The sequence below is a fragment of the Rhizomicrobium sp. genome, assembly GCA_037200385.1.
Classification (GTDB): Bacteria; Pseudomonadota; Alphaproteobacteria; order Micropepsales; family Micropepsaceae; genus Rhizomicrobium.
Genome location: JBBCGL010000001.1, coordinates 4,632,597 through 4,657,401 on the forward strand (window position 1 = coordinate 4,632,597; position 24,805 = coordinate 4,657,401).

Here is a 24,805-nt window from a genome sequence, read left to right on the forward strand (position 1 = left end):
GGACAAATTAATAACATCATATCTAATTTTTCGGCCTTTGCGCCTTCCAACAGTTCTACCAAACCGGCGAAATAATGAATAAATTCGTCTCCCCTTGGTTTCACGAACCTAAGCGACGGTTCCTACTGCGCTTATGTCTGAGAGAAGCCCTGGGTTTCCTTGCGGTGGGTGTGGCTTTGTGTGCCGCGATGCTGATCGTGTCATTGTTCTACGGTGGCAAGCGCGGTGAGGTATTGCGTTTGATAAGCGTCCTGCCGCTGATTGTGATGACAGTTGTGGGATCGGTCCAAGCATGCAGGACTTTCGTTGTGTATTATGTTAGAATTCGAAAAGCGGAGCGGGAGAGGGTGTCAAATGAATGACATCTTCTCATTGGCATACTTGGCGATGACCGGGAGGGCGTCGCGGCGCGAGTATTTTGTCACTGCTGATTCTTGGTATCGTCGCCGAAATATTCTTAGCTTCGGTAATCATATTCTTCATGGCGATAGTCGGCGTAGTCGATACTTACTCAAGAGGTAGAAAGCTAGCAGGCTGTCGAAAAGTACATGCTCTTTGTACTGAACAACAGGGATCGAATCTGGCGGCGAGCTGCTTTGAATCGTTCTTGCGGTTTTGCAGCCCGCGGTGAATCAAAGTTGTCCGCGGCTGAATCCAAATCGTTTTCACCAGCCTGCTAGCCAAAGCGGTCAGCCTCTCGATAGGCGATTATGTGCAATCAAATGAATACGGCGATAAGGGTCGCCGAGCGCGTCGGCGTACAGACCCCGATCTAAAGTGGTTCTGATCGCCTCGGGTCTCGAATGGCTTGGGCCCCCGATCCCGGACAGCCTGGGCTCGATCGTTGCGGCACTGGACTCAGGCACCGGAGCGGCGTTCTCGGCCGCGGGCTACAGCCCGTATGGCGAGAACACGGCAGTGACGACGGGCAGCTTCCGTTACACGGCGCAGCGCCATGACGGCGAGACCGCGGGCAGCGCATCGCAGCCGAGCGGGCTCTATTACGACCGTGCCCGGATGTACTCGCCGGCGCTGGGACGATTCCTGCAGACCGACCCGGCGGGACCGGACGGCAGCGCGGTCAATCTCTATGCTTATGTTGATAATGATCCGCTCAACGCGACGGATCCGAGTGGAAAATGCGGGCCGTTACTCCCGGTGTGTATTTGGATAGGTGAAACGATTGTCGATACTGCTCCAATATGGGTACCAGTAGTCACAAAGGCCGTTGTTGGATTTGGGTTGGGATATTACGGTGCGAAGATCGGTGGAGTGCAAAGCACCGAGGGACAAGTGGCATCGGGTGTTGTAGGCGCATTTGCGGTCCCCGGAACGAGCTCACTCATTCAGACGGCCGCCAGGGCCGGATATGCTGGCTGGGCGACTTTTGGCATTGGTGCTGCGGGAAGTTTTGTTGGCGGCAGCAGTAGCAACATTGCTGGCCAGTATGGTGACGTTCGCGCAGGATATTCTTCACAGGTCGACCTTGAACAGTCGCTAAGAGCGGGTGTGGTCACAACGGCCGCATTCACAGGGTTCGGCGAAGGCGCTCTTGCTGGCGCCGCTATTGAAGTCCCCGGCGGTGCTGGAGCTATTATCGATACGATAACGGGCACGGGTTCGCTGCTTGGTGGATTCGGGCTGGATAAATTACTTGGTGGCCAGTCGCATGCGAAATAAGCTTTAGCGTATGGCAAATAACGGTCCGCGAGTTCATGGCTATCGAAGGGCGCGAACGATGGTGTCCTATGGGCTTACGCTCGCCATCGCCTTGATGCTGTCAGCCGGGATCTTCTTACTTCAGCATCTGAATGCAGAAAGGGCCGTCGTCGGCAACCCGTTCTTTTTTGAGTTGGTCTTTGGTTTCGGCCTTGTGGGCTGTCTCTTGGCGATGAGATCGATCTATAAAGGATCTCGCCCGATATGTATTTCCGCCGAGGGGATATTTGCTTTGGGGCTAGGAACAAAGTGGGACTGCATCCCATGGAAGAGTATAACTCAAATCGTTCAGGTTCGGTTTTTCGATCCGCTCTATTCACGCGATAGTTCTACCTATCTCATATTTTGGGGAGCCTCAAAGAAAATGAGGTTTAGTGACGATATCTCGGATATTTCGATTCTGATTATGGAAGTGAGTTCCTATGCGAAGAAGCACGGTATAACAATTCTATTGCGAGACACTCGGCGAAAGCCATCAACGCCCGGCGAGCGGTTCAACGTTTCACCTCAGCCAAAGGTGCGGCAGATTGAGAACTTGGAACTGTGAACTTATGCAGCTTCGTTGAGCGGTTGGGCGTCCGGCCTCGATGCGCGCTACAGCTATGACGCACAGGGGCGGCGTCGCGGCAAGACGCTGGCGGGCGGCAAGACCATCTATGTCACCGACGCGGACAACCGCGAGGTGCTGGAATATGACGGCACGACGGGCGCGGTGCGGAACTGGTACGCCTATGGGCTGGGCTCGAACGCGCCGTTGAACCAGATGAACGTGGCGGCGGGAACGCGGCAGACGCTGATCCCGGACAGCCTGGGCTCGATCGTTGCGGCACTGGACTCAGGCACCGGAGCGGCGTTCTCGGCCGCGGGCTACAGCCCGTATGGCGAGAACGCGGCAGTGACGACCGGCAGTTTCCGTTACACGGCGCAGCGCCATGACGGCGAGACCGCGGGCAGCGCATCGCAGCCGAGCGGGCTCTATTACTACCGCGCCCGGATGTACTCGCCGGCGCTGGGACGGTTCCTGCAGACCGACCCGGCGGGACCGGCCGGCAGCGCGGTGAATCTCTATGCCTATGTTGATAATGACCCCCTTAACCTCACCGATCCGGACGGCCACTGCTATCCGGCGTGTACAATCATCGCGGGAGCAGCCATCGGAGGCGTCGCTGGTGGCGGCTACTACCTTTACAGCACACCCCATCCCACGCTCGCCGGCTTTCTGGCGAGCACCGGAGAGGGTGCCGTGGTGGGAGGATATGCAGGAACAGGTGCTGGCCTATTGGAAATCGGGGCTGTCGGCGGCGGCGCACATGTCGTTTCGCAGTTCGTTAACTCGGCCTCAAGCAATAACTTGGGGCGTTATGGCAATACGATTTCTTCCAATGCTCTGACCGTTGCCGAGGATTTCGGTGTAGGTGCCGTTTTTTCAGCAGGCGGCGCAAAAGTGGGAAGATTTGCCGCTCCTGTTGTCGAGAGCTTGGCTAACGACTTTGGCGCTATTGTTTTTACGAACCCAACGGTCAACGCAAATGCTGCGGCGTTCGTACTGAAAAATCTCGATAAGGCGGGATCGGCCGCTGATTTTATGATAGATGTTCTCTCCAATATCGGAACCGATGCTTTGCCGAACGCTCTTCCCAGCACTTCGAGCGGTTCAAACCCTCAAAAGAAATAGAACCTCGACGGTCCACAACGGAGACTTGTAAGGCAAACAGATGGGACGAATTTTTCGAGACTACTTCTCTGTGAACGCACCCAGGATCAGGAGAGAGTTTTTCACGATGTATCTCCTCTTTTTGGCTGGGACGTTGCTCGTAATGGTGCAGAGGAGATCGGAATATCACGCTTCTTTAGTTACCCTTGGCATTTTAGCTGCTCTATTTTGGGCAGCGGCGTTCGCCTTGTTTGTAATAGTTATGAGTGCAATTGACGCTTATCAGAAAGCCTCACGCGCAGCGCGCTCCTCGGGGCTATCGATAGATGAGTACGTCAAATCGGCAGAATATGGCGAGTTGGGCCGCGAGAAGCTGAAACGGACGGATAAAGAAGTTACATGGCTGCGGAAGTGAGAGACCTCGATTGCACGCGCTGAATCGCTCCGAGCCGGCACTTCGACGGCAGCAAATCCGCGTGAGAACTGATCCCTAAACCGACACGAATCCCGCTCTGAACCGACGCAGTGCAGTCAATCTCTCTATGCTTATGTCGGAAATGATCCGCTCAACGCGACGGATCCGAGTGGACGGTTTTTGGGCTGGGACAATGTCGTAGGAGCTGGGATTGGAGCCTTTGGTGGGGGGATTAGTGGTGCACTCGCAGGGTATCATGCGACAGGAACATGGAAGGGAGCCGTTCTCGGTGGTTTCGGAGGTGCGGTAGTAGGTGGCTTGATAGGAGGTATCAATCCGCTGGCCGTACAATACGCAATTGAGGCTGCGGGGGGAGCCGGGTCGGGATTTGCTAGTTACGCGGCTGGTGGAGTGGCGTTCACGGCAGTCAACGCCTTTGGAGGTGCGAGCGGTGCCGCAGCGAGCGACCTCCTAAATTATCAGTTCGCAGGAGGAAGCTTGAGTGATTTTGGCAAGGACATAAGAAACGGCGCGGCAATTGGAGCGGTGTCTGGGTTCCTAGAAGCGCCGTTCTCGGCGGCTGGCGGCAGTGCGGCCCTTGGCTATGGCCTGACGGGCGATGCGGCACTGAGTTCCCAGAGCGCGATTTTCAATATCCTGGGAACCTGCTTATTTGGTGATTGTGGCTCTAAGCTAGGTAAGTGACAATGCCTCACGCCCCAGCCGTGTTCGGACACAGATATTCCTTATCTCAGAAGGTAGGGACGTATCTGGTGATGCCGATGATGTCGTTAGCCAGTCTAAGTATGGGCATATTTCTGATTGATTCCGCTAGCACGTTCGTTGGATTTCTGCTGATCCTATTTGGCGCAGCTTTTCTTTTTCTAAGCGCATTCGGCACTCTGATGTGTTCCTCTATCGTCTCCGGAGACGATGGAATTGCGGCCCACAACTTCGGACGAAACCTCAGATTCATTCGCTGGCAGGACGTGACGGTGGTCAAGAAGAGTCGCAGATGGAATCCTGGCGCGCGTGCGTTTCAAGATGTCTTCTACGTTTTTGACAGTGTCTATTCGTCCCTGCAGGAGCGAATGGTAAATCTGCGCGGTCCAATCGTCTTCTCCGACAGGATAAGCGGGCTCCGAGATTTACTTGACGATATAAACCAAGCCGCGCATCAGTATCATTTCCCCCTCGTAGCGTTGGATCAAGAAGCAGCTCGGACACAGGCAATTGCAACAGACGCAGGAATCTATCGGCGGACCGTGCCTAAGGTGAATGAAGCGCCTTTGGCTGAATTGTAGATTCGCGAACCGACATTTGCGAATTTAAATACATGAAGCTGAGACATCGGGCACGGCAGGAGTCACGATAAGGTGCGGGACTTAGTTCAGCCGCGAGCGACATCTTTGGGAACTGGCTAGAGCCGAAGGCTGGTGAGATGAACTTCAAGCCTGGCAAGTAGGGGCCAACACACTACGCGTGTCGCTTCAACCGCAGAACTTCACGTCATCGTTCGTGAACACTGCTTCGCAGCTTGGACGCACGACATTTCGTTGAATGGTCAGGCGCTCAGCCTTGGGGCTAACCCACTTGCAGGAACATCGACGGGATTTTTTGCAACAGAAACGCCGGGCTTGATCGGCTCTGAAATAGCCGAATTCAGCAACTATACATCTTCCATCTCAGCTGGCGTAAAGTTGCTTTCGCCAGCTGGCGCGACGTTATTGCTTGGGACCGGCGCTGGCCTATACGATACCTACGCCAACCCGGGAGAAAACGGAGCTTCTGAGAATCTAAACCAGGACTTTCAATACCTGAACTTCAATCAGGGCCAACTCCGGAACTCGAATGGCAGCAGCGGAAAGCCTCTGTCTAAATAGCGGACGCGTATCGCGGAGAATATTATGGCGGTCAGCAAATCGGAAGTCAGGGGCACGGTCACCGGCAGAATGTATCGCGAATTGCCGGAAGGGCACCGAACGACTTTTGTTGTTGGAATGCTGGACATGCTGGGCGTAGCTTATCTTTATGTAGCACCAGAACATAAACCGCGAATCGACGCTGTGCTTCGCTACGTCATCGGTTATGAAAATGACGCGCTGAGGCAGCGGTTCGATGGGTACATGAACGCGGGGGACGAGCGTCAGACACTTGGTGCCGCCGGCTGTTTCCTTACAGCCCTGAACGAATGGTGCGGCTTCGATGATCCTAAAGGTGGTTCTTCGGAGGGCTGGTTTAAGCGCCTGCTGGGCTGATCCCTCCACCAAGATCACTCCTGCAAATGGACGCATCTACGAACGGCCAAACCAGGCCCATATCGCGTTTAGGTAAAAGTCTTTAGCCGGTCAAGAACTCATTGCTCTGGTGAATGCGGCGATTGAAGGCCGCTCAATTCCCATACAACGCCGCAGCACAGGGGTGCCGACGACGATGATCGCGTCGCTCGGAGCGTGAGCCCAAAAGCGCCTAACGATGAGGATGTCGTCGTGGTGGTTCGGACAGTTTTGGGTCCCGTTGAGGATCGTTTCGGCTGCCGCCGGCCGGCGGCGGCGCGCCTCATAAGGGCTGGCCGGCGAACCAGCGCGCGGTTTCGGGCGCACCCACCTCATAGGGCGTCACATCGGACCAGAAGCGGGTCTTGAACTTCGTGGCGTCGACCTCATAGGGGCGGTCCCAGGTGAAGCCGACATCCGCGACTTCGCGCATGAAGGGCGAGAAGAGCCCCAGCAGCGGCAGCAGGCCGAGCGGGACCGCCAGGATGCGCAACCTGACGTGAAGCGCATCGGCGCCGAGCTGCAGGATCTCGCGCGGCGTCCGGGTCGGCGCGCAGGGCATGTTCCAGACCTGGCCATAGGCATCGTCCGGCGCATCGAGCAGCGTGACGATGGCGCGCGCGATGTCCGGCACATAGGCGAAGTCGTGCGGCGTGTCGGGCGGTGCGAGCAGCAGGGCCCGCCTGCCCCTGGCGATCGCGCCGAAGCCTGTGGCGCCCAGATGAGAGACCGGGACGCCGGGGCCGTAGAAATCCGTCGCGCGCAAGGCGGCAAAGCGGACGCGGCCGGTCACCGCGGCGGCCGACCAGATCCGCGTGACCTCCGAGAGAATCGCGGGCTTGGCGCCCTGGGCCGTTAGCGGCATGTCTTCCCGGCGCGGCGTGTTCTGCGGCCCGAGCATGTAAAGGTTGTCGAGGAACACGACCCGGGCGCCGCTTGCTGCCGCCGCTTCCACGACGTTGATGATCGTCGCCGGCCAGACCCGGCGCCACACCTTCGCATCATAGGGGAAGCCGACGGAAAGGACGACCTGGTCCGCGCCTTCGATCGCCGCCCGAACCGATTCCGCGTGCAGGACGTCGCAGGACCGGAAGGTCGCGGGGTCCGCAAGGTCCGCCGGCCGGCTGCGCTGTGCGACGCAAACCGCCCCGCCGCGCGCCAGCAGGCGCTGCGTGACGGCGCGGCCGACGGCGCCGAAGCCCAATATGACGGTCGATCTGCGCATCGGCGTTCTCCTCTGCGCCGAACTTAGGGATGCGCTTGGCATACCGGAAATGCATGTTTATCATCATTGATATGCGTGAAGTGAATATTGCCGGCCTCGACCTCAATCTCATCCCCGCGCTCGACGCGCTGTTGCGCCACCGCAATGTCACGCGCGCCGCAGCGGAGGTGGGGCTCAGCCAGCCGGCGATGAGCCGCGCGCTGGCGCGGCTGCGCGAGCTTCACGGCGATCCGCTGCTGGTGCGGACGCGAAGCGGCTATGTCCTCACGCCGCGGGCCCAAACGATGCAGCCGCAACTGGCGCAGGCGATCGGCCATCTTCGCAGCACCTTCGCGCAGCCGGCCTTCGACCCCGGCAGCGAGCGCCGGACGGTGCGCCTCGCGGCGGCAGACAGCCACACCATCCTGATCCTGCCGGAGGTGATGTCGCGGCTTGCGGTCGAGGCGCCGGGGGTGGATGTCCGCGTCGAGGCTTACCGGCCGGGCACCTATGAACGCCTGGACAGCGGTGCGCTGGACTTCGCGTTCGCCATGTCGTCCACGCCGCTGCCGCCGGGCATCTCCAGCGAAGTCGTTGCCGAGGACCGCGTGGCGCTGGTGATGCGGCGCGGGCATCCCGCGGCCAACCGGAAGTGGACGCTGGCCGATTATGCAAAATATCCGCATGCCGGCGTCGCGTTGCTCGGCGACGGGCAGACCGAGATCGACGCGGTGCTGGCGGCGGCCGGCATCCGCCGCCGCATTGCGCTGGTGACGCCGAACTTCATCGCCGCCCTGGCGGCGGTCGCCGCGACCGATATGGTCACGACCCTTTCGGCCGCGCTCGCGCGGCGCTTTTCCGCCAGCCTCGCTCTTGTGCTGCGCGACGCGCCCTTTGTCGAAACGGGGCTGCAGACGACATTGGTCTGTTCGCATATCCGCGCCGCCGATCGCTTCTGCGTCTGGTTCCGGTCGCTGGTGCGCGACGCCGCTTCGGCCGGCATGAGACGCTAGCGGCGGTCGAGCCAGAGCCAGCGGGTGCGGTGCATGTCGCGGGGATTGTCGACCCAGCCCTTCACATAGGGCCGGACGAGGTCCTGGGTGACGCGGAAGCGCAAAGGTATCCAGGGATAGTCCTTCAGCGCGAGGCGCTCGGCGGCGCCCAGCAGGGCGGCACGCTTCTTCGCATCGGGCTCCTGCTGTGCGGCATCGAGCGCGGCGTCGAAGGCAGGATTGCTGTAGCGGCCGTAATTGTTGCCGGCATCGGAGCGCAACAGGTCGAGGAAATTCGTCGCGTCGTTGAAATCGGCGAACCAGGAGGCGACGCCGAGTTCGAAATTGCCCGAGGTCAGGTTGCGGCCGTGCACCGCGCCGTCGATCGCCACGATGTCGAGATTGACGGCGATCGGCCGCAGCATCGCCTGCAGGACCGCTGCGACACGCTTGTTGTTGGGCTCGTCGAAGGTCTCGAGCGTGAGATAGAGGGGGTGATCGGGGCCATAGCCGGCCTGGGCCATCAGCCAGCGCGCCTTCGCTAGGCGTTCGGCGAAGGGGAGGGGCCGGAAATCGAGCGACTGCTCGGGCACGTAGTTCGCCACGCTGGGCGGCACGATGCCGTAGGCGGGGGGCTCGCCGAGACGCAGCACCTTCTGCGCGATCACCTCGCGGTCGATCGCGAGATTGAGGGCGCGGCGGATGCGCAGATCGTCCAGCGGCGGACGGTGCAGGTTGATCGAGATATAGGAGAGGCCGAGGAAAGGCTTGATGTGCAGCGTCTCCGGCATGTGGGCGCGAATCCAGCCGATCTGCTGCAGCGGGATGGGCGTCTGGGTGTCGAGCTCGCCGGCGCGCAGGCGGTCGAGCGCGGCATTGCTGTCGGGCGTCGGCCAGTAGTTCACGACGTCGATCCGCACATGCGCCGCGTCGTAGAAGCGCGGATTCTTCACCAGCGTCAGATGGGCGTTGATCATCCATTCGCGCGGCAGATAGGGGCCGTTGCCGACGAAATTTCCGGGCTTCGACCATGCCGCGCCCTTGGCCATGACGACATGGCGGGGCAGCGGATAGGCGGTGTCGTGGGTGAGGAGCTCGGGCAGATAGGCGGCGGGATGCTCGAGCGTGAGGACCAGCGTCTTGTCGTCCGGCGCGGCGACGCCCAGCGAAGCCGGCGGCAGCTTGCCGATGCTGATCGCATGCGCGTTCTTCAGGACCCAGAGATTGTAGGCGTAGGACGCGCCGGTCGCAGGATCGAGCAGGCGGCGCCAGGCGAAGACGAAATCCTGCGCCGTCACCGGATGCCCGTCCGACCACACGTGATCTCGCAGGTGGAAGATCCAGGTCTTGCCGTCCGGCGCGGTGCTCCAGCTTGTCGCGGCGCCGGGGATCGGCGCGCCGGCGGCGTCCATCGTCAGCAGGCCGACCAGGATGTCGCCCTCGATCTGGGATTCGTTGATGCCGTCGATGAAATGCGGATCGAGGCTCTTGATCTCGATGCCATTGCCGCGGTTGAGGACGCTGAGCGCGAACGCCGGCGACGCGGCCGCGACGGCGAGCAGGCCGGCGAGAACCGCGGCGCGCGCGCGCATCAGACCGTCCTGACGGCGCGATCGAGCGAGAGATAGCGGGTGCGGTGGATGTTGACGTTGTTGTTCACGAAGCCGCGGACCTGCGGCGAGACGAGGTTGCGGGTGACGCCGAAATAGATCGGCGCGACGGCCACATCGTCGAGCAGGGTCTGCTCGGCCTGGCGCAGCAATCCTTCGCGGACGGCGACGTCGCGCTCCTTGTCGGAGCGTTCCACCAGTGCGTCGAATTGCGGATTGGAATAGCCGCCATAGTTGAGGTCGGTGGTCTGCGACTGGAACAGCATGAGATAGTTCTTCGGGTCGCGATAATCGGCGACCCAGCCCGCGAGGGTCACGTCGAAGTCGCGCTTGCGCAGCATGTTGTAGTGGATCTGGCTGTCATAGCCCGCCAGCCGCGCATTGACGCCGATTTCCTTCCACATCGCCTGCAGCGCCACCGAGACGATGCGCGACTCCGTCGCCTGCGAGGTGTTGAGATCGAAGGCGACGGGGTTGTCCGGACCGTGCCCCGCCTCGGCCAGCAGCTTGCGGGCGCGCGCGATCCGCTGCGCATCGGTCTCGCCGGCGAAGCGCAGCCGGGCGCCGCGATAGCCCGGTATGCCGGACGGCACGAGCGCGTAGGCGGGCTGCTCGCCGGCCCGGGTCACTTTCTGCGCGATGATCTCGCGGCGGACGGCGAGCGACAGCGCGGTGCGCACGCGGATGTCGTCGAACGGCTTGCGATGCATGTTGAATTGCATGTAGGCGGAGAAGATGTAGGGCGAGAGCTGCAATTCGCGCGGCATGTAGAGCTTGAGCCAGTTGATGAGCTGCGGCGGCACCGAATCCGTCACGAGATCGAAATCGCCGGCGCGGAACCGCTTCAGGGCGGCCGACGAATCCTGCGTCGGATGGAAGGTCACGGCCTGGATGGCGACGTTTTCGGCATCGAAGAAGCGCGGGTTCTTCGCCAGCCGGACATGATCGTTGGGGATCCATTCGCGCAGCACATAGGGACCGTTGGTCGCGATGTGCTCGGGCCGCGTCCAGGCGTCGCCATGGGCCTCGACGATGTGCTGCGGCACCGCGAAGGTCGTGTAATGCGTCAGGAGCTCGGCGATATAGGGCACCTGGTAGCGGAAGGTGAGTTGCAGCGTGCGGTCGTCCAGGGCGCGGGCGCCGACGGCGTCCGGTGGGACGCGGCCGGACGCCGCCTCCTCCATGTTCTTCATCGGGTAGAGGATGGAGACGTATTGCGCGGCGGTCTTGGGGTCGGCCATGCGGCGGAACGAGAAGACGTAGTCATGCGCCGTCACCGGCTTGCCGTCGGACCAGGCATGGTCGCGCAGCTTGAAGGTGTAGGTGAGCCCATCCGGGCTGGCGGCATAGCTGAGCGCCGCGCCGGGGACCGCACCGCCGTCGGGCCCGTCGGTCATCAGACCGATGAACATGTCGCCGATGATGTTGTTTTCCCAATTGCCCGAGGCCTTGTGGGGATCGAGCGTGTCGGGCTCGGCACCATTGCCGCGCTCCAGGCTATGGGCGTCGCCATTCGACAGCGTCATGACCGGGCCGCTCTTGCCTTTGAGGGCATAGGCGGCGCCGCCGATCGCGGCCACGGTGCCGCCGGTCACCAGGGCACGGCGTGTCCATTTGCTCTGTTCCATCGGCGTCCTGACCCCCTCGCGGCGAGACCGTCGATACCATATCTTGCCCTCGCCAGCAGAACAGCAAACGGATGAATAGCCGATGAAAATCGCTCCTGTCGCCTTCTTCGCCGCCCTCGCCTTCATCCCGGCGGCGGCCGATGCCGATCCCCGGCAGGATCTGCTGGACGGGATGGCGAAATGCGCCGCCGTCGCGGCGGCCGATTCGCGGCTGGCCTGCTATGATGCGCTCAACCCGGCGTTGAAGGCGGCGCAGGCCGAGCCGCCGCCCCCTGCCGCCGTGGCGCCGCCGCCACCTTCAGCGCCGCCGCCGGCACCCGCTGCGCCGCCGGCCGTCGCCGACAACAGGCCGTGGTACGATCCGGGCCGTATCTTCGGCGTCAATCCGAACGAGCAGACGACGCCGCAGCAATTCGGCAGCGAGAACCTGGCGCCGCCGGCGCCTCCGCCGGGGACGCCCGCGACTGCGCAGAACACGCCGCCGCCGCCGCTGGAGAGCATCACCGCCGGGCTTTCCGACTACTCGTTCAACGCGCATGAGAAGTTCATCGTCATCCTGGACGACGGCCAGATCTGGCAGCAGATCGAAAGCGACGGTGGCAAGGCGCATTTCAAGAGTGGGCGCAACGTCGTCACGATCGAGCGGGGCTTCATGGGCTCGTACAACCTGACGATCAACAAATTGCCGGCGATCTACAAGGTGAAGCGGCTGAAATGAGGCGCGTCAGTCGTGCTCGGCCACCAGATGGCCAGGCCCGACCTCGATCAGGCGGGGGCGGTATTGCTCCGCATCCGGATCGTCGACCAGCTTCGATTTGAGGAAGTTGAGCTGCGCCCGGGTGTCGAGCGGCGAGGGCAGATCGCCGGACAGCTTGGCCCGCGTCTTGGCGCGTTCGAGCTTGGGATCGGGGATCGGGACCGCCGAAATCAGCGCCTTGGTGTAGGGATGGCGCGCGTCCTTGTAGATCGCGTCGCGATCGGCGATCTCGACCACGCGGCCGAGATACAGGACCATCACGCGATGGCTGATCTGGCGCACCACCGACAGGTCGTGGCTGATGAAGATCATCGACATGCCGAAATCGGTCTGCAGCTTGACGATCAGGTCGATGATCTGGGCCTGGATAGAGACGTCGAGCGCGCTGACCGCCTCGTCGCAGACCACCAGTTTCGGCTCCACGACCATGGCGCGGGCGAGGCCGACGCGCTGGTTCTGGCCGCCGGAGAATTCGTGCGGATAGCGGTTGAGCCAGGCCGGATCGAGCCCGACCTGCTGCATGATGGCGCGGACCTTGGCCTTCACGGCGTCGCGGCCGAGCTCCGGCTGCAGCGTGCGCAGCGGCTCGGCGATGGATTCGCCGATGGTCATGCGCGGATCGAGGCTGGCGAGCGGATCCTGGAACACGATCTGCAATTCCTTGCGCAGATGGCGCTGGTCGGCCGGCGATATCTTGTCGAGGTCGCGCGTCATCCACACGACCGTGCCTTCGGTCTTGGGCAGGAGCTGGAGCACGGCGCGCGCCAGCGTCGACTTCCCGCAACCCGACTCGCCGACGATGCCCAGCGTCTCGCCTTCGCGCAACGTGAAGCTCACGCCGTCGACGGCGCGCAGGGGTTTTGGCTTGGCGAAGAAGCCGTTGCCGCGCACCGGAAAATAGACTTTCAGGTCGTCGACCGTGAGCAGCGGCGTATCCGATCTGAGGGCCGGCACCCGGCCATGGCCTTCGCGCTCGGGCCGGTCGAGGCGCGGCATCGCGCTCAACAGCATCTTCGTATAGTCGTGGCGCGGGCGGTAGAAGATGTCGTCGACCGGACCGGATTCGACGACCTCGCCCTGCCGCATCACCTGCACGCGGTCGGCGACGCCGGCGATCACGCCCATGTCGTGGCTGACCAGCACGATGGCGGTCTTCAGCTCGGTCTTGAGGTCGCGCATGATGTCGAGGATCTGCGCCTGCACGGTCACATCGAGCGCGGTGGTCGGCTCGTCGGCGATCAGCAGGTCGGGGCCGCAGGCGGTCGCCATCGCGATCATCACGCGCTGCCGCATGCCGCCGGACAGCTCGTGCGGATATTGCTTCATGCGGCGGCGCGCCTCGGGGATGCGCACCAGCTCCAGCACCTCGATGGCGCGCTTCTCGGCTTCGTCGCGCGGTAGGCCCGAATGGACGCGCAGCGCCTCGATGATCTGGGCCCCGGCCGTCATGTGCGGCGTCAGCGAGGTCAGCGGGTCCTGGAAGATCATGGTGATCTTCGAGCCGCGCAGCTTGTTCAGGCGCCCCTGCGGGACGCCGAGAATCTCCTGGCCGCGATATTTCACGCTGCCGGTCGCGGCGCCATTGCCGGCCAGCAGGCCGATCGTCGCCATGAAGAGCTGGCTCTTGCCCGAGCCGGACTCGCCGACCACGCCGAGGCATTCCGCTTCGTTGATGGTGAAGCTCGCGTCGCGCACCGCGTGGACCTCGCCGTCGGGCGTCGCGAAGCGGACGTCGAGATGGCTGACGTCCAGGATCGGCGTCGGGCTGGCGCTGTTCGGCATCTCAGCGGTCCTTCGGGTCCAGGGCGTCGCGCAGGCCGTCCCCGATGAAGTTGAAGCAGAACAGGGTCACCGCCATGAATGCCGCGGGGAACAGCAGCAGCCAGGGAGCGGACTCCATCTGGTCCTTGCCGTCGGAGATCAGCACGCCCCAGGAGGTCAGCGGCTCCTGGATGCCGAGCCCGAGATAGGAGAGGAAGCTTTCGGCGAGGATCGAGGCCGGCACGGTCAGGGTGACGTAGACGATCACCGGCCCCAGCACGTTGGGGATGATATGGCGGGCGATGATGCCGAAGGTTCCGACGCCGCCGGCGCGTGCCGCCTCGACGAATTCCTTCTGCTTCAGCGACAGCGTCTGGCCGCGCACGATCCGCGCCATGGTGAGCCATTCGACCGCGCCGATGGCGATGAACAACAGGAAGAAATTGCGCTGGAAGATCACCATCAGGATGATGACCAGGAAGATGTAGGGGATCGAATAGAGCACGTCGACGAAGCGCATCATCAGCTCGTCGACGCGGCCACCGACGAACCCGGCGGTGGCGCCGTAGAGCACGCCGATGACGAGGCTGACCAGCGTCGCCGTCAGGCCGACCGCAAGCGAGACGCGGGCGCCGATCAGCGTGCGCACCAGCAGGTCGCGGCCGAGCGAATCGGTGCCGAACCAGTGCGAGCCGCCGGCGTTGCATTCGACGGCCGGATCCGGCCACCAGTTCGGGGCGCAGGAGATGATGTTGTAGTCCTGCGCATCGTAGGCATAGGAGAGCAGGAACGGCCCGACGATCGCGGCGAGCGCGATGACCGCCAGGACGACGATGCTGACGACGGCGGCGCGGTTGCGCAACAGCCGGCGGCGGGCGTCTTCCCAGAGGCTGCGCCCCTTCACGTCGACGGCGCGCTCCATCACCTCTTCCATGCGCGAATGCGTGAAAGGCAGGCTCATCGCGCATACCTCACGCGCGGATCGAGCACCGCGTAGAGAAGATCGGCCAACAGGTTCAGCAGGATGACGAGGGTCGCGTAGCAGATCAGCACGCCCAGCATCAGCGTGTAGTCGCGGTTGAGCGCGGCGTTGACGAAATACTGGCCGATGCCGGGGATGCCGAAGAGCTGCTCGACCACGAGCGAGCCGGTCAGCACGCCGGCCGTGGCGGGACCGAGATAACTCACCAGCGGCAGCACGGCGGCGCGCAGCGCGTGGCGCACGACGATCATGATGCTCGACAGTCCCTTGGCCCGCGCGGTGCGGACATAGTTGGAGTGCAGGACCTCGACCATGCTGCCGCGCGTCAGGCGGGCGATGACGCCGATCTGCGGCAGCGCCAGGACGATCACCGGCAGGATCATGTTGATCATCTCGCCGCGATCCCAGCTCGTGGGCATGTGCATCTCGTGCCCGAACAGCGTGACGCCGTAGACGCCGAAGACGAGGGTGAGGATCGGCGCCATGATGAAGGAGGGGATGGTGATGCCGATCATGGCGCCCGCCATCACGGTATAGTCCGTCGTGCGGTTCTGGCGTAGCGCCGCCACCGTGCCGAGCGACATGCCGATCAGAACCGCCAGCGTCATCGCCGCAAGGCCGAGGCGGGCGCTGATGGGAAAGCCCTGGGCGATGATCTCGTTGACCGTGAAGTCCTTGTTCTTGAACGAGGGACCGAGGTCGCCATGCGCCAGCTTGCCCAGATAGATCCCGTATTGCTGGATCAGCGGCTTGTCGAGGTCGTAGGCGGCCTTGATGTTGTGCTCGATCTCCGGCGGCAGGCGGCGCTGGCTGTCGAAGGGTCCGCCCGGGGCGACCCGCATCATGAAGAAGGACAGCGTTATGATGATGAATAGCGTCGGGATGGCGCCGAGCAGGCGCCTGATGGCATACGCAAACATCTTTTGCTGCTGGCCCCACGCCCAGTTGATCGCCGTTCATCAAACTCGGGGACGGTTAACGTCCTGTCAATGCGCCTTAATGCGCGCCGGCGCCTAAATTTCAGGAACTCGTCCGTCCACGAAATAATCGCAAAAGAACGCTCACTGTGTCTGCAGCCAGACTTGCCAGCGCGGCTCGATGTCGGCGCCATGCAGCTGCCACCACTCGTCATCCACGGCGAAGGCGGTGGCGAAATGCGCCGGGAGGGTCGGCAGCCAAGGCGCCATGTCGGTGCCCAGCTCCGGATTCCTGCCCACGAGCGGCAGCGCCGAACGGCGCGCCGGACCGTAGGGAACCCAGTTCGCAACGCCTGCGAGGCGCTGGGATTCCGTCGCGTAGCGCACGAAATCCAGTGCCGTTTCCTTGTGCGGGTTGCCCTTCGGGACGCCAAACACATCGAGCTCATAGAGCTGGCGGTCCCAGATGACGTTTACGACATGATGATGCTGGGCCGCGTCGTAGATGTCGCCATTGAGTGCGGTGGCGAAGGCGGCGCGGCCGTCGTCCAGCATGGCCAGGGCGTCGGCCGAACTGTTCCACCAAACCAACGAACCCTTCAACGTGCCGAGCTTGGTCAGGGCGCGGTCGATGCCGACCGGGGTGAGCAGCGCGTCGTAGACGTCCGCCGGATTCATGCCGTCGGCCAGCAGGGCGAGCTCGAGATTGAACTTGGCGCCGCGCCGCAGCGCGCGGATTCCGGGGAAGCGCTTGAGGTCGAAGAAATCGGCGGCGCTCTGCGGCTGCGGTCCGGCGAAGCGGTGGGGGGCATAGGCGATGACCTGGGAGTAGACCACACTGCCGACCCAGCAGGGCCCGACGGCGTTCGGGACGAAATCCTTCGCAGCGGGCGTGCCGTCCGTTCCGGGGGGCAGGGTCGCGGCGTCGACATGCTCGAGCAGGCCGAGGCGGCAGGCCGCGATGGCGTCCGGCAGTTCGAAATCCATCACGTCCCAGTCGTAGCGATGGTTGCCGACCATCTGCTGCAACTCGGTCAGGCCGCCGTCATAAAGCGCGACGCGCACGTCGTAGGACTTGGCCTCGCCATAGGTGCGGAACAGCGCGTTGGCCTGGGCCCGCTCATAAGGCCCCGACCAGGTCGCGACGGTGAGCACCGGAAGCGTCCGGGTCAGCCACAGCCAGGCACCGGCCAGGATCACCAGCACGGCGGCGACGGTCGAGAGGACGACGATGGTTCGTTTGCTCATGCGCACCTCAATGGATCCCGAACAGGCCTTTCAGCGTATCGCCGAGGCCGTTACTTTTCTTCTTCTTGTTCGGCGGCGCCTTGCCGTCGGGCCGCGTACCGCCGCCGGTCAGTCCCTTGAACAGGTCGGTCAGCGTCCCGCTGCCCTTGCTCAGCACGCCGCCGATCAATCCCGTCACCGCGCCCGCGATGTCGGGCTCGTAGCGGACATGGTTCCAGGAGCCGGTGATGGCGAAAGGCACGCCGACGTCGAGCAGGTGCAGGCGGCCGCCGATCGAAGCCTTGGGCACGATGCGGTAGGCGATGGTCTGGTTGCCGAGGTCGAGGCGGCCCGCGCCGGTCATGTTGATGAAGGCGCTCGACAGCGCGAGATCGTTGTTGCTCAGCATGCCGTTCACGATGACGAAGCTGCCGCCGAAGCGGTCGAAATCGGTGGCGGCGCTCTGGCCCGTCGCACCGGCGCTCAGGATCGTCTCGACGGTGCGCGCGACGCGGCCCATGTCGACGCCGCGGATGCTGCCGCCGCTGATCGCGACCGTACCGCGGCCCGACAGGCTGCGCATGATCGCATCCGGCGAGGCGCCGGCGGATTTCACATCGAGCGCGATGGTGCCCGTTCCTGCGATCTTGTCGACGCCGATCGTATCGGCAAGGAACGGTGCCATCGCAATGCCGCTGAAGGTCAGCTTGTTAGCCAGCAGCGGCACCGGACCGCGCACATCGGCGACGAGTTCCGCGACGCCGCTGCCACCATAGAGCTGCATGGGGCCCAGATGCGCGGTCATCACGCCGTCCTGCAGGGTTACGGCAATGGCGGTCCGGCCGATCTTCAGGTGCAGGACGTCGAGCCGGCCGACCGCCAGGGCGAGATGGCCGCTCAACGTCTTGATGAGGTCGAGCCTGACCGGCGCCTTGCTCCAGCCGCCGCCGGGCGGCCCCGCAGGACGTTGCGCAGGGGTCGGCACGGGCACGCCCGGCGGGCCGCTCGGGGCGCGCATGTAGGTGTTGAGATCAAGACGGTCGACGCTCAGCGTGCCGTCCACGCGCGGCACCCCGTCGCCCAGTTCGGCGTCGAGATTGCCGGCGAGCGCCATGCCGTCGAGATGCGCCTTCAGGCCGGTCAGTGCCAGGTGATGGCCGCGCGCGACGAGTTGTGCCTGTGCCTCCAGCGGCCCAAGCCCGCCGCCGGCAGAGACCGGACGGCCGAGCCAGGACGCCAAATCCTTCAGCGACGGCGTGCGGAGCCTCCCGACGCCGGCGGCCGTGCCGTCTCCCGCGACGCGGCCGACGAAGCCGGCGTTCAGGAAGTCGGAGGTGACGGCCGTCGTCACCTGCGTTGCCCTTCCGGTGAGCAGCAAGGCCGGCGTCGCCAGATTCGCCGAGAAGCCGAGCTTGCGACCGCGATGCACGAAGCTGCCCTCGATGCCGGCCGCTGCGTCCAGGCGCGTCAGCGCGATCTTCGCATCGAGGCCGGTGATCGCGCGGTGGATGTCGAGCTTGGCGTTGTCGTAGGACACGGCGCCGTCTTCGATCGTCAGGCCGGCGAAGCGCGTGTTCGCGGCCGCGCCGGCGGCGAGTCGAGGTCCGCGGCCCACCGCTGGGCTGAGCTTCCAGTTGGCGCGGCCGTCGGGCGCGACCTCGAGCGCGACGACCGGCTTGTCGAGCACGATCTCGCTCGCCTCGATCCGTCCGGAGAAGAGCGGCAGGATGCGCACGGCGATGTGCATCGCGTCCATGTGGACGAGATCGGGAGCATGGCCGCCCGGCGCATTGGCGAGCGTCACGTCGCGAGCGGTCAGGCCAAGATCGGGGAACAGCGTGAAGGCGAGGGTGCCATGGATATTGAAGGCGCGGCCGGTGGCGCGGCCGACCCGGCTTTCGATCTCGCCGCGCAGGCCGCCGGTCGGCACCAGCAGGGGCGCGGCCGCGACCGCCGCGACGACCAGGACCGCGCCGCTGGCGAGGGCGAAGAGATGTTTGCGATTCATCGGAGCGATCCTAGCCCGGCCGCGGGCAAAAAAGCGCCCTGCGATCAAGGCTTTCCGCCGCGCCGGCGCGTCGCCTGCGCAACGAAGCTAAGCGGCTGGCAAAGCCTTGCTTTTCCAGGGACAGGGCCATAGTTTCCCGCCCTTCGCCGATATGCAGTTGTAGCTCAGTTGGTTAGAGCGCCGGATTGTGGATCCGGAGGTCGGTGGTTCGAGCCCACCCAACTGTACCATTCCATTTCCCCAAAACTCCGAACCTCCACGCGCCTATGCGAATAGCGTCGGTTGCGGCGGCATTGGGCGCAAGTCCGGTCTCCGGCCCCGCGACGGAGACTCAAAGATCAGGGAATTTTGGCGCCGTCCGGCCGCCAGTCTCCATCTCCAGATCGGAGACCTCCACTTCGGCCCGAACTGGAGGTTGGAAGTTCGTGCCCGGCGGTCTGATCGACGAACCCTGCTCCCGCGCAAAACGAAGATATCAGGGATAAAAACAAGGAAGATTCTTAGTTGAGCGCACGCTTCGCGTGCTTACGGGTCTGAAGGCATCGATTCCACGGGCCTTTGCGCGATTTCTGGGTCGGGAATCGCGCTGGTGATAACAGGGAACGCGCGACGCGATAACAGGGAAAGAATTTCAGATAACTGGGAATTATGGTTTTAGGAACGTCACTTCTCTGGGAGCCGATGCTGGAAGTGACCTGAGCCCCATCTTTCATCCAGCTGGAAGTAGAGCCTGACCTTCATTTGAGCCTTGCTGGCTCGGTGGTGCAACGGGACGGGGCGCGGAGCCCCAAAAGCGGCGACAGCCGCCAGCCCTTGCCGTCGAATAGTGAGGCGTGGTTGCGGAGATGGTCGTCGTCATTGGAGACGAGCGCATTTGCTTTCAGCGGCTTAGCCCCGCCCGTCAGCCAATCATTCGTTTTTTCGGATCCGTTCTCGCTGGCATGAAAAGCAAGCCTTTTTGCCGGGAATCCGATGCACCCTGTGGCTTGGCTGCGGGTAGTTGCGCATTAGCAACATATATTCGTCAAATCGAGATGTTTTGCGTGGAATTTGATTGATCTTTTAGATCATAATGGGAATAACAAAAGACACCAACACAACAATGCGCAGGCGGGCCAAGTGGCGACGACCGTGCGAAGGGGAGGATTCAGTATGACGCTAGGTGGACAGCCTCGGCTTTTCCCGAATGGGTTGCTGGTGGGCGCTGTGTTGCTTTCGGCCATTCCACAAGCCGCACAGGCTCAGGACCAGACCCAGGGCTCAATCGAGACGGTGGTCGTTACCGCACTGAAGCGCGATGTGTCGGTGGAAAACGCGCCTGCGGCGATCACGGCCCTAAGTGGCGACCAGCTTCGCAACGATCAAATCACGAATGTCGCCCAAATAAGCGAGAAAGTGCCGAGCTTGGACATCGGCGCCGCAGGCGGGACGACGCTCGTCGCAATTCGCGGCGTGAGCATGGACGCCATCATCGGCGGGCTGGAAGGGTCGGTCGCGATCCACAACAACGGCGTCTATCTCTCGCAAGCCGCTCCGATGGACTTCCTCCTGATGGACGTCGGCTCCGTCGAAGTCCTGCGCGGTCCGCAGGGTACGCTCTATGGACGCAACGCGACCGGCGGCGCCATCAATTTCGCCCCGGCTCAACCGACGGATACGTTCGGCGGCTACATAAACGCCGGGTACGGCAACTACAACACCTGGCGGGTGGAAAGCGCCGTTTCCGGTCCGCTCACGGACAATCTCCAAGGGCGGCTTTATGTGATGCACGACGCCCGCGAAACGGGATATGCCGAAAATCTCGCCACGGGGAATCGCCTGGGCGGCTACAGCGAATCGGGCGCGCGCGGCGCCCTTCGATACGAACCGACGAGCGACCTCACGGTCGATCTTTCCGGATTCTGGTTCAACGACTACGATACGCTGGACTTCTGGACCAATACGACGCCCCCCAGCGCCGCGGCCATCGCCTCAAATCCCGATTTTTTGAATCATCCCATTTCCTTCGATCCCCGCAAATTTTATTTCGATTTCGAACCGGCGGCCCATCAATTGGACGAAGGCGCCCAGCTCGAAGCAAATTGGGTGATCTCGCCGGACATCGCGCTGCGATCCAGCACCGCCTATGTCTATCTGAACTTCACGCGCCAGCACGGCGATTGCGAAGCAACCGCCACCCCGACCTGCAGCGCCAATCGCATCGACAAGTCGAAATCGTTTCAGCAGGAATTCGATCTCAAATTCTCGCTGTTCAACAAGCGGCTGAGCGGCCTGTTGGGCGCCTTCTACGATCAGGACAAGGGCGACTTCGATCAAGAGTTTCCATGGAACAACGCCGCCCAGGGATTCGTTTTCGTCGACGGCGCACCGCTCCCGAACGGTTCCCAGACGGAGCAAATCTTCACGCAGACCACGACCTCGAAGGCGCTGTTCACCGATCTCACCCTCAAACTGACGGACGCCGTGGATCTATACGGCGGCGCGCGATGGAGCGAAGATCGGCGAAGCATATTGCTGACAAGCGGTTTGCAGGTGGTACCCGGCCTGGTCCTGGGCTGCTCCGACGACACCGATCGCGCCACGTTCAACAACATCTCCGGCAAAGCCGGAGTGCAGTATCATTTTTCCGATGGCGGACAGATATACGCCCAATGGCAACAGGGCTTTAAAGCCGGTGGGTTCAATCCTGCCGCCTGTTCCGGCGCCAGCGACGCGATCTTCAAGCCGGAGACCATCACCGCCTATGAGATCGGATACAAGACCACGGCATTCGACGACACATTGACGTTCAATGCGGCTGCCTTCTACTACGACTACAGCAATCTTCAGATCGCGCAGATCTTCGGTGTCAGCTATCAAATCGTGAACGCCGCCTCCGCGACGATCGGCGGTGTCGAATTGGAAAGCACCTGGAAGCCAACCAGTGCGCTGTCGTTCGACGCAAACGCGTCTTTGATACCGGAGGCCAAATACGGCGATTACGACAACTTCGATCCCCTCAATCCGGGATCGGGTACGATTCCCTGCGCCAACGCCCCCCTTCCCACCGATTTATGTGAGGTTCTGACCGGCAAGCGTTTGAATCGCGCGCCGAAATTCACATTGAACTTCGGGGCGCAATACGACTGGGCGCTGTCCGGACTTGGCGACCTCGTCCTGCGGGGCGAAGTCTATCACTCCAGCGACGTCTACTTCCGACCGTTCAATCTGCCGAGCGACACGCAATCGGCATATACGTTGGGCAACCTCTACGCCACGTTCATCCCCGAAAATTCGAATTTCGCCGTGAGGGCGTATGTTCGCAACGTCTCCAACGAGACCGTTCTTACCGGTGAGTTCACCGAAGACGTCACGCAGTCCATGGAGGGCCAGTTCGCGCCTCCGCGCACTTACGGAGTGACCGCGTCTTACACCTTCTAAGGTAATCAACGTGCCCCCCGTCCGGACCGCGCCTCTCGAGAGCGCGGTCCGGCTTTTTTCGCATGAAGCGCTCCATTGCCAAGCGGGAATTCCCGAATGAACGTCGATAGCCGGTCCGTGCGCGATAAGCTGTTCGATCAGCTGCGGCTTCCCATCATGGCAGCGCCGATGTTTCTGGTGTCGGGACCCGACCTTGTCATCGCACAATGCAAAGCCGGCGTGCTTGGCTCATTTCCGGCCCTCAATGCCCGATCGGCCACGCAGTTGGACGATTGGCTGCATGCGATCGGCGAGAACTGCGGCAGCATTCCCTTTGCGGTGAACCTGATCGTCCATGGCTCCAACAGGCGGCTGGACGAGGGACTGAACATGTGCGCGAAGCACGAGGTCCCGGTGGTCATCACCTCGTTGGGGGCGCGAAGCGAGATCAATTCGGCGATCCACGGCTATGGCGGCCTCGTCCTGCACGACATCATTCACGATCAACACGCCCGCAAGGCGGTGGAGCGGGGGGCCGACGGCATCGTAGCGGTCGCGGCCGGAGCGGGCGGACACGGCGGTACGCAAAGCCCGTTCGCGCTCATCCAGGAGATTCGTACCTGGTATGACGGACCGCTGGCGCTTGCCGGGGCGATCTCCAACGGCCGTTCCCTGCTGTGCGCGCGCGTCCTCGGGGCCGATTGCGGCTATATCGGTTCTCCGTTCATCGCGACGCACGAGGCAAGTGCCGACGAGGCCTACAAGGCCATGGTGGTAAGCAGCACCGCGGCCGACGTGATCTACACCGACCGTCTTTCGGGCATTGCCGGCAACTATCTGCGGCCGTCCATTCTTCGTGCCGGTCTCGATCCGGATAACCTAGGCGATCTTGAAGAGCGGCTGGGTCTTGGGAAGCCGAACCCTGAAGCGAAAATCTGGAAGGATATCTGGGGAGCGGGGCAGGGCATCGGAGCCATCGACCGGATCACAAGCACCGCGGCGCTGATAGGACGCTTCGCGCGCGAATACGACGATGCAACGCGCGCGATTGCCGGTCTGACGGCTCGCCGCCCCCTGGCGGACGGTTAAAAGGCGGAAACGCCGGTCAGATTGCGGCCGATCAACAGCCGCTGAATGTCGGAGGTCCCGTCCGGCACCGTCATCACACGCGCGTCGCGGAAAAGCTTTTCGACCGGAAACTCCGGACTCAATCCATTGGCGCCGAAGACCTCAAGACAGCGATGCGTAATCCGGACGCCGGCTTCGGTCGCGAACAGCTTTGCCATCGAGGTCTGGGTGTCGCACCGCGCGCCCCGGTCCACGAGGGCGAGCCCGCGATAGACGAGCAGCCGCGCCGCATCGAGTTCCGTCGCGGCCTCCGCCAGTTTGATCTGTATCGATTGGTGGCCGGCGATTGCCTTGCCCCATTGCCTGCGCGTCCGTGCGTAGTCGATGGCTGCTTCAAGGGCGGCCCGCGCAATACCCAGGCTGACCACGCCCACAAAGCAGCGTGCCCGCTCGAACATGCGCAACGTCTGCGCCAGGCCCGCGCCTTCGACGCCGATCACATTTGCTTCCGGCACTTCGCAGTCGATCATGACCTGGCCGGTGGGCCACGTATTCAGGCCGAGCTTCTTGAGATTGGTGGTTTCGAAACCGTGCTCGTACCGGTCGAGCAGTATCTGGCTGAGCGGGGCTTTCGGATCGTCGCTGGTTTTGCACACGACGATGGCGAGATCGGCGATATCGGCGTTTGAAATCCAGGTCTTCTCGCCGATCACCCGCAACGTCCCGCTTCCGGTCGGCGTTGCGCGGGTTACGACATTGCGGGGATTCGAACCGACGCCGGGCTCGGTGATCCCGGTGCACAAGGTCCGCTTGCCGGCCATCAGGTCGGGCAGGTACCGGTCTTTCAGATGTTGCGGGGCCATGCGCGCAAAGCTGCCGATGGAGCCGTCCTGCAAGCTCACCATTCCGCCCAGGCCGCCGTCTATGCGGCAGATCTCCTCGATCATCCGGCCGTTCAGGCGATTGGAGAAGCCATGGCCGCCGTCTTCGACGGGCACATACATCCCGCCGATGCCGAAATGCGTCAGGCGCTGGAAGAAATCTTTCGCTTCCGCCATCGACGGCGCACGGTCGCGCAGTTCCTTGGCGTAAGGCCGAATTTCCCTTTCCAGGAAGCGGCAGAAATTGTCGATGATCAGTTGTTCTTCGGCTTCGAATTCAAAGTCCATCAGCAAAACTCCGACAATC

21 protein-coding genes and 1 tRNA gene are annotated in these 24,805 nt (G+C 62.7%); 13 read left to right on the top strand and 9 right to left on the bottom strand.

The annotated features are described in order from the left end of the window. The first annotated feature begins 777 nt into the window (after positions 1–777). From WDM91_22290 to WDM91_22325, 8 genes are all read left to right on the top strand, one after another. Positions 778–1,680 carry an RHS repeat-associated core domain-containing protein gene (locus WDM91_22290; protein ID MEI9997341.1) on the top strand — a complete coding sequence of 301 codons (903 nt, stop codon included), beginning with the start codon at positions 778–780 and terminating at the stop codon, positions 1,678–1,680. 58 nt (positions 1,681–1,738) lie between these two features. Continuing rightward, on the top strand, positions 1,739–2,266 hold the full coding sequence (locus WDM91_22295) for a hypothetical protein (GenBank protein ID MEI9997342.1): 528 nt from the start codon (positions 1,739–1,741) through the stop codon (positions 2,264–2,266). A 15-nt stretch (positions 2,267–2,281) separates the two neighbouring features. Further along, positions 2,282–3,394, top strand: a complete 1,113-nt coding sequence (locus WDM91_22300) for an RHS repeat-associated core domain-containing protein (GenBank protein MEI9997343.1) — start codon at positions 2,282–2,284, stop codon at positions 3,392–3,394. Positions 3,395–3,500: 106 nt separating this feature from the next. Beyond that, complete coding sequence (locus tag WDM91_22305; GenBank protein ID MEI9997344.1) at positions 3,501–3,788, top strand: hypothetical protein; 288 nt, start codon at positions 3,501–3,503, stop codon at positions 3,786–3,788. A gap of 498 nt (positions 3,789–4,286) precedes the next feature. After that, positions 4,287–4,493 (top strand): hypothetical protein, encoded by a 207-nt coding sequence (locus WDM91_22310; GenBank protein MEI9997345.1) that lies wholly within the window; start codon positions 4,287–4,289, stop codon positions 4,491–4,493. 68 nt (positions 4,494–4,561) lie between these two features. Then, positions 4,562–5,092, top strand: coding sequence for a hypothetical protein (locus WDM91_22315; GenBank protein MEI9997346.1), 531 nt, complete (start codon positions 4,562–4,564; stop codon positions 5,090–5,092). A 252-nt stretch (positions 5,093–5,344) separates the two neighbouring features. Then, on the top strand, positions 5,345–5,671 hold the full coding sequence (locus WDM91_22320) for a hypothetical protein (protein MEI9997347.1): 327 nt from the start codon (positions 5,345–5,347) through the stop codon (positions 5,669–5,671). Positions 5,672–5,695: 24 nt separating this feature from the next. Further along, complete coding sequence (locus WDM91_22325; protein ID MEI9997348.1) at positions 5,696–6,046, top strand: hypothetical protein; 351 nt, start codon at positions 5,696–5,698, stop codon at positions 6,044–6,046. A gap of 301 nt (positions 6,047–6,347) precedes the next feature. Here the strand turns inward: WDM91_22325 and WDM91_22330 are convergent, their stop codons facing one another. Then, positions 6,348–7,289 (bottom strand): NAD-dependent epimerase/dehydratase family protein, encoded by a 942-nt coding sequence (locus tag WDM91_22330; GenBank protein ID MEI9997349.1) that lies wholly within the window; start codon positions 7,287–7,289, stop codon positions 6,348–6,350. A 71-nt stretch (positions 7,290–7,360) separates the two neighbouring features. Here WDM91_22330 and WDM91_22335 point away from each other — a divergent pair, with 71 nt between their 5' ends. Then, entirely contained in the window at positions 7,361–8,281 is a 921-nt protein-coding gene (locus WDM91_22335; protein MEI9997350.1) for a LysR family transcriptional regulator, read from the top strand. Here the strand turns inward: WDM91_22335 and WDM91_22340 are convergent. Together WDM91_22340 and WDM91_22345 are read right to left on the bottom strand one after the other, a co-directional pair. Next, positions 8,278–9,852: a peptide ABC transporter substrate-binding protein gene (locus WDM91_22340; protein ID MEI9997351.1), complete on the bottom strand. Its 1,575-nt coding sequence runs from the start codon at positions 9,850–9,852 to the stop codon at positions 8,278–8,280. The genes WDM91_22335 and WDM91_22340 overlap by 4 nt on opposite strands. Then, complete coding sequence (locus tag WDM91_22345) at positions 9,852–11,498, bottom strand: peptide ABC transporter substrate-binding protein (protein MEI9997352.1); 1,647 nt, start codon at positions 11,496–11,498, stop codon at positions 9,852–9,854. Before WDM91_22345 ends, WDM91_22340 begins: the two co-directional genes overlap by 1 nt. A gap of 82 nt (positions 11,499–11,580) precedes the next feature. Between WDM91_22345 and WDM91_22350 the strand changes: the two genes are divergently transcribed. Further along, positions 11,581–12,216 carry a hypothetical protein gene (locus WDM91_22350; GenBank protein ID MEI9997353.1) on the top strand — a complete coding sequence of 212 codons (636 nt, stop codon included), beginning with the start codon at positions 11,581–11,583 and terminating at the stop codon, positions 12,214–12,216. Positions 12,217–12,222: 6 nt separating this feature from the next. On the opposite strand, the gene WDM91_22355 is transcribed toward WDM91_22350, so the two are convergent. The 5 genes from WDM91_22355 to WDM91_22375 all read right to left on the bottom strand — a co-directional run bounded on the left by WDM91_22355 (position 12,223) and on the right by WDM91_22375 (position 19,150). After that, the gene (locus WDM91_22355; protein MEI9997354.1) at positions 12,223–14,037 is read right to left on the bottom strand and encodes an ABC transporter ATP-binding protein; all 1,815 of its coding nucleotides are present in this window, start codon (positions 14,035–14,037) and stop codon (positions 12,223–12,225) included. Position 14,038: 1 nt separating this feature from the next. Further along, positions 14,039–14,977 (bottom strand): ABC transporter permease subunit, encoded by a 939-nt coding sequence (locus WDM91_22360; protein MEI9997355.1) that lies wholly within the window; start codon positions 14,975–14,977, stop codon positions 14,039–14,041. Continuing rightward, on the bottom strand, positions 14,974–15,918 hold the full coding sequence (gene oppB / locus WDM91_22365; GenBank protein ID MEI9997356.1) for an oligopeptide ABC transporter permease OppB: 945 nt from the start codon (positions 15,916–15,918) through the stop codon (positions 14,974–14,976). Before oppB ends, WDM91_22360 begins: the two co-directional genes overlap by 4 nt. 141 nt (positions 15,919–16,059) lie before the next feature. After that, on the bottom strand, positions 16,060–17,163 hold the full coding sequence (locus tag WDM91_22370; GenBank protein ID MEI9997357.1) for an extracellular solute-binding protein: 1,104 nt from the start codon (positions 17,161–17,163) through the stop codon (positions 16,060–16,062). A 7-nt stretch (positions 17,164–17,170) separates the two neighbouring features. Next, complete coding sequence (locus WDM91_22375; protein ID MEI9997358.1) at positions 17,171–19,150, bottom strand: AsmA family protein; 1,980 nt, start codon at positions 19,148–19,150, stop codon at positions 17,171–17,173. Between the two features lie 153 nt (positions 19,151–19,303). On the opposite strand from WDM91_22375, the gene WDM91_22380 reads away from it, so the two are divergent. The 3 genes from WDM91_22380 to WDM91_22390 all read left to right on the top strand — a co-directional run bounded on the left by WDM91_22380 (position 19,304) and on the right by WDM91_22390 (position 23,638). After that, positions 19,304–19,380, top strand: a tRNA-His gene (locus WDM91_22380). A 967-nt stretch (positions 19,381–20,347) separates the two neighbouring features. Further along, positions 20,348–22,570, top strand: a complete 2,223-nt coding sequence (locus tag WDM91_22385; GenBank protein MEI9997359.1) for a TonB-dependent receptor — start codon at positions 20,348–20,350, stop codon at positions 22,568–22,570. A gap of 96 nt (positions 22,571–22,666) precedes the next feature. Then, positions 22,667–23,638 (top strand): nitronate monooxygenase family protein, encoded by a 972-nt coding sequence (locus tag WDM91_22390; protein MEI9997360.1) that lies wholly within the window; start codon positions 22,667–22,669, stop codon positions 23,636–23,638. Here the strand turns inward: WDM91_22390 and WDM91_22395 are convergent. Continuing rightward, the gene (locus WDM91_22395; protein MEI9997361.1) at positions 23,635–24,786 is read right to left on the bottom strand and encodes an acyl-CoA dehydrogenase family protein; all 1,152 of its coding nucleotides are present in this window, start codon (positions 24,784–24,786) and stop codon (positions 23,635–23,637) included. The genes WDM91_22390 and WDM91_22395 overlap by 4 nt on opposite strands. Positions 24,787–24,805: the final 19 nt, after the last annotated feature.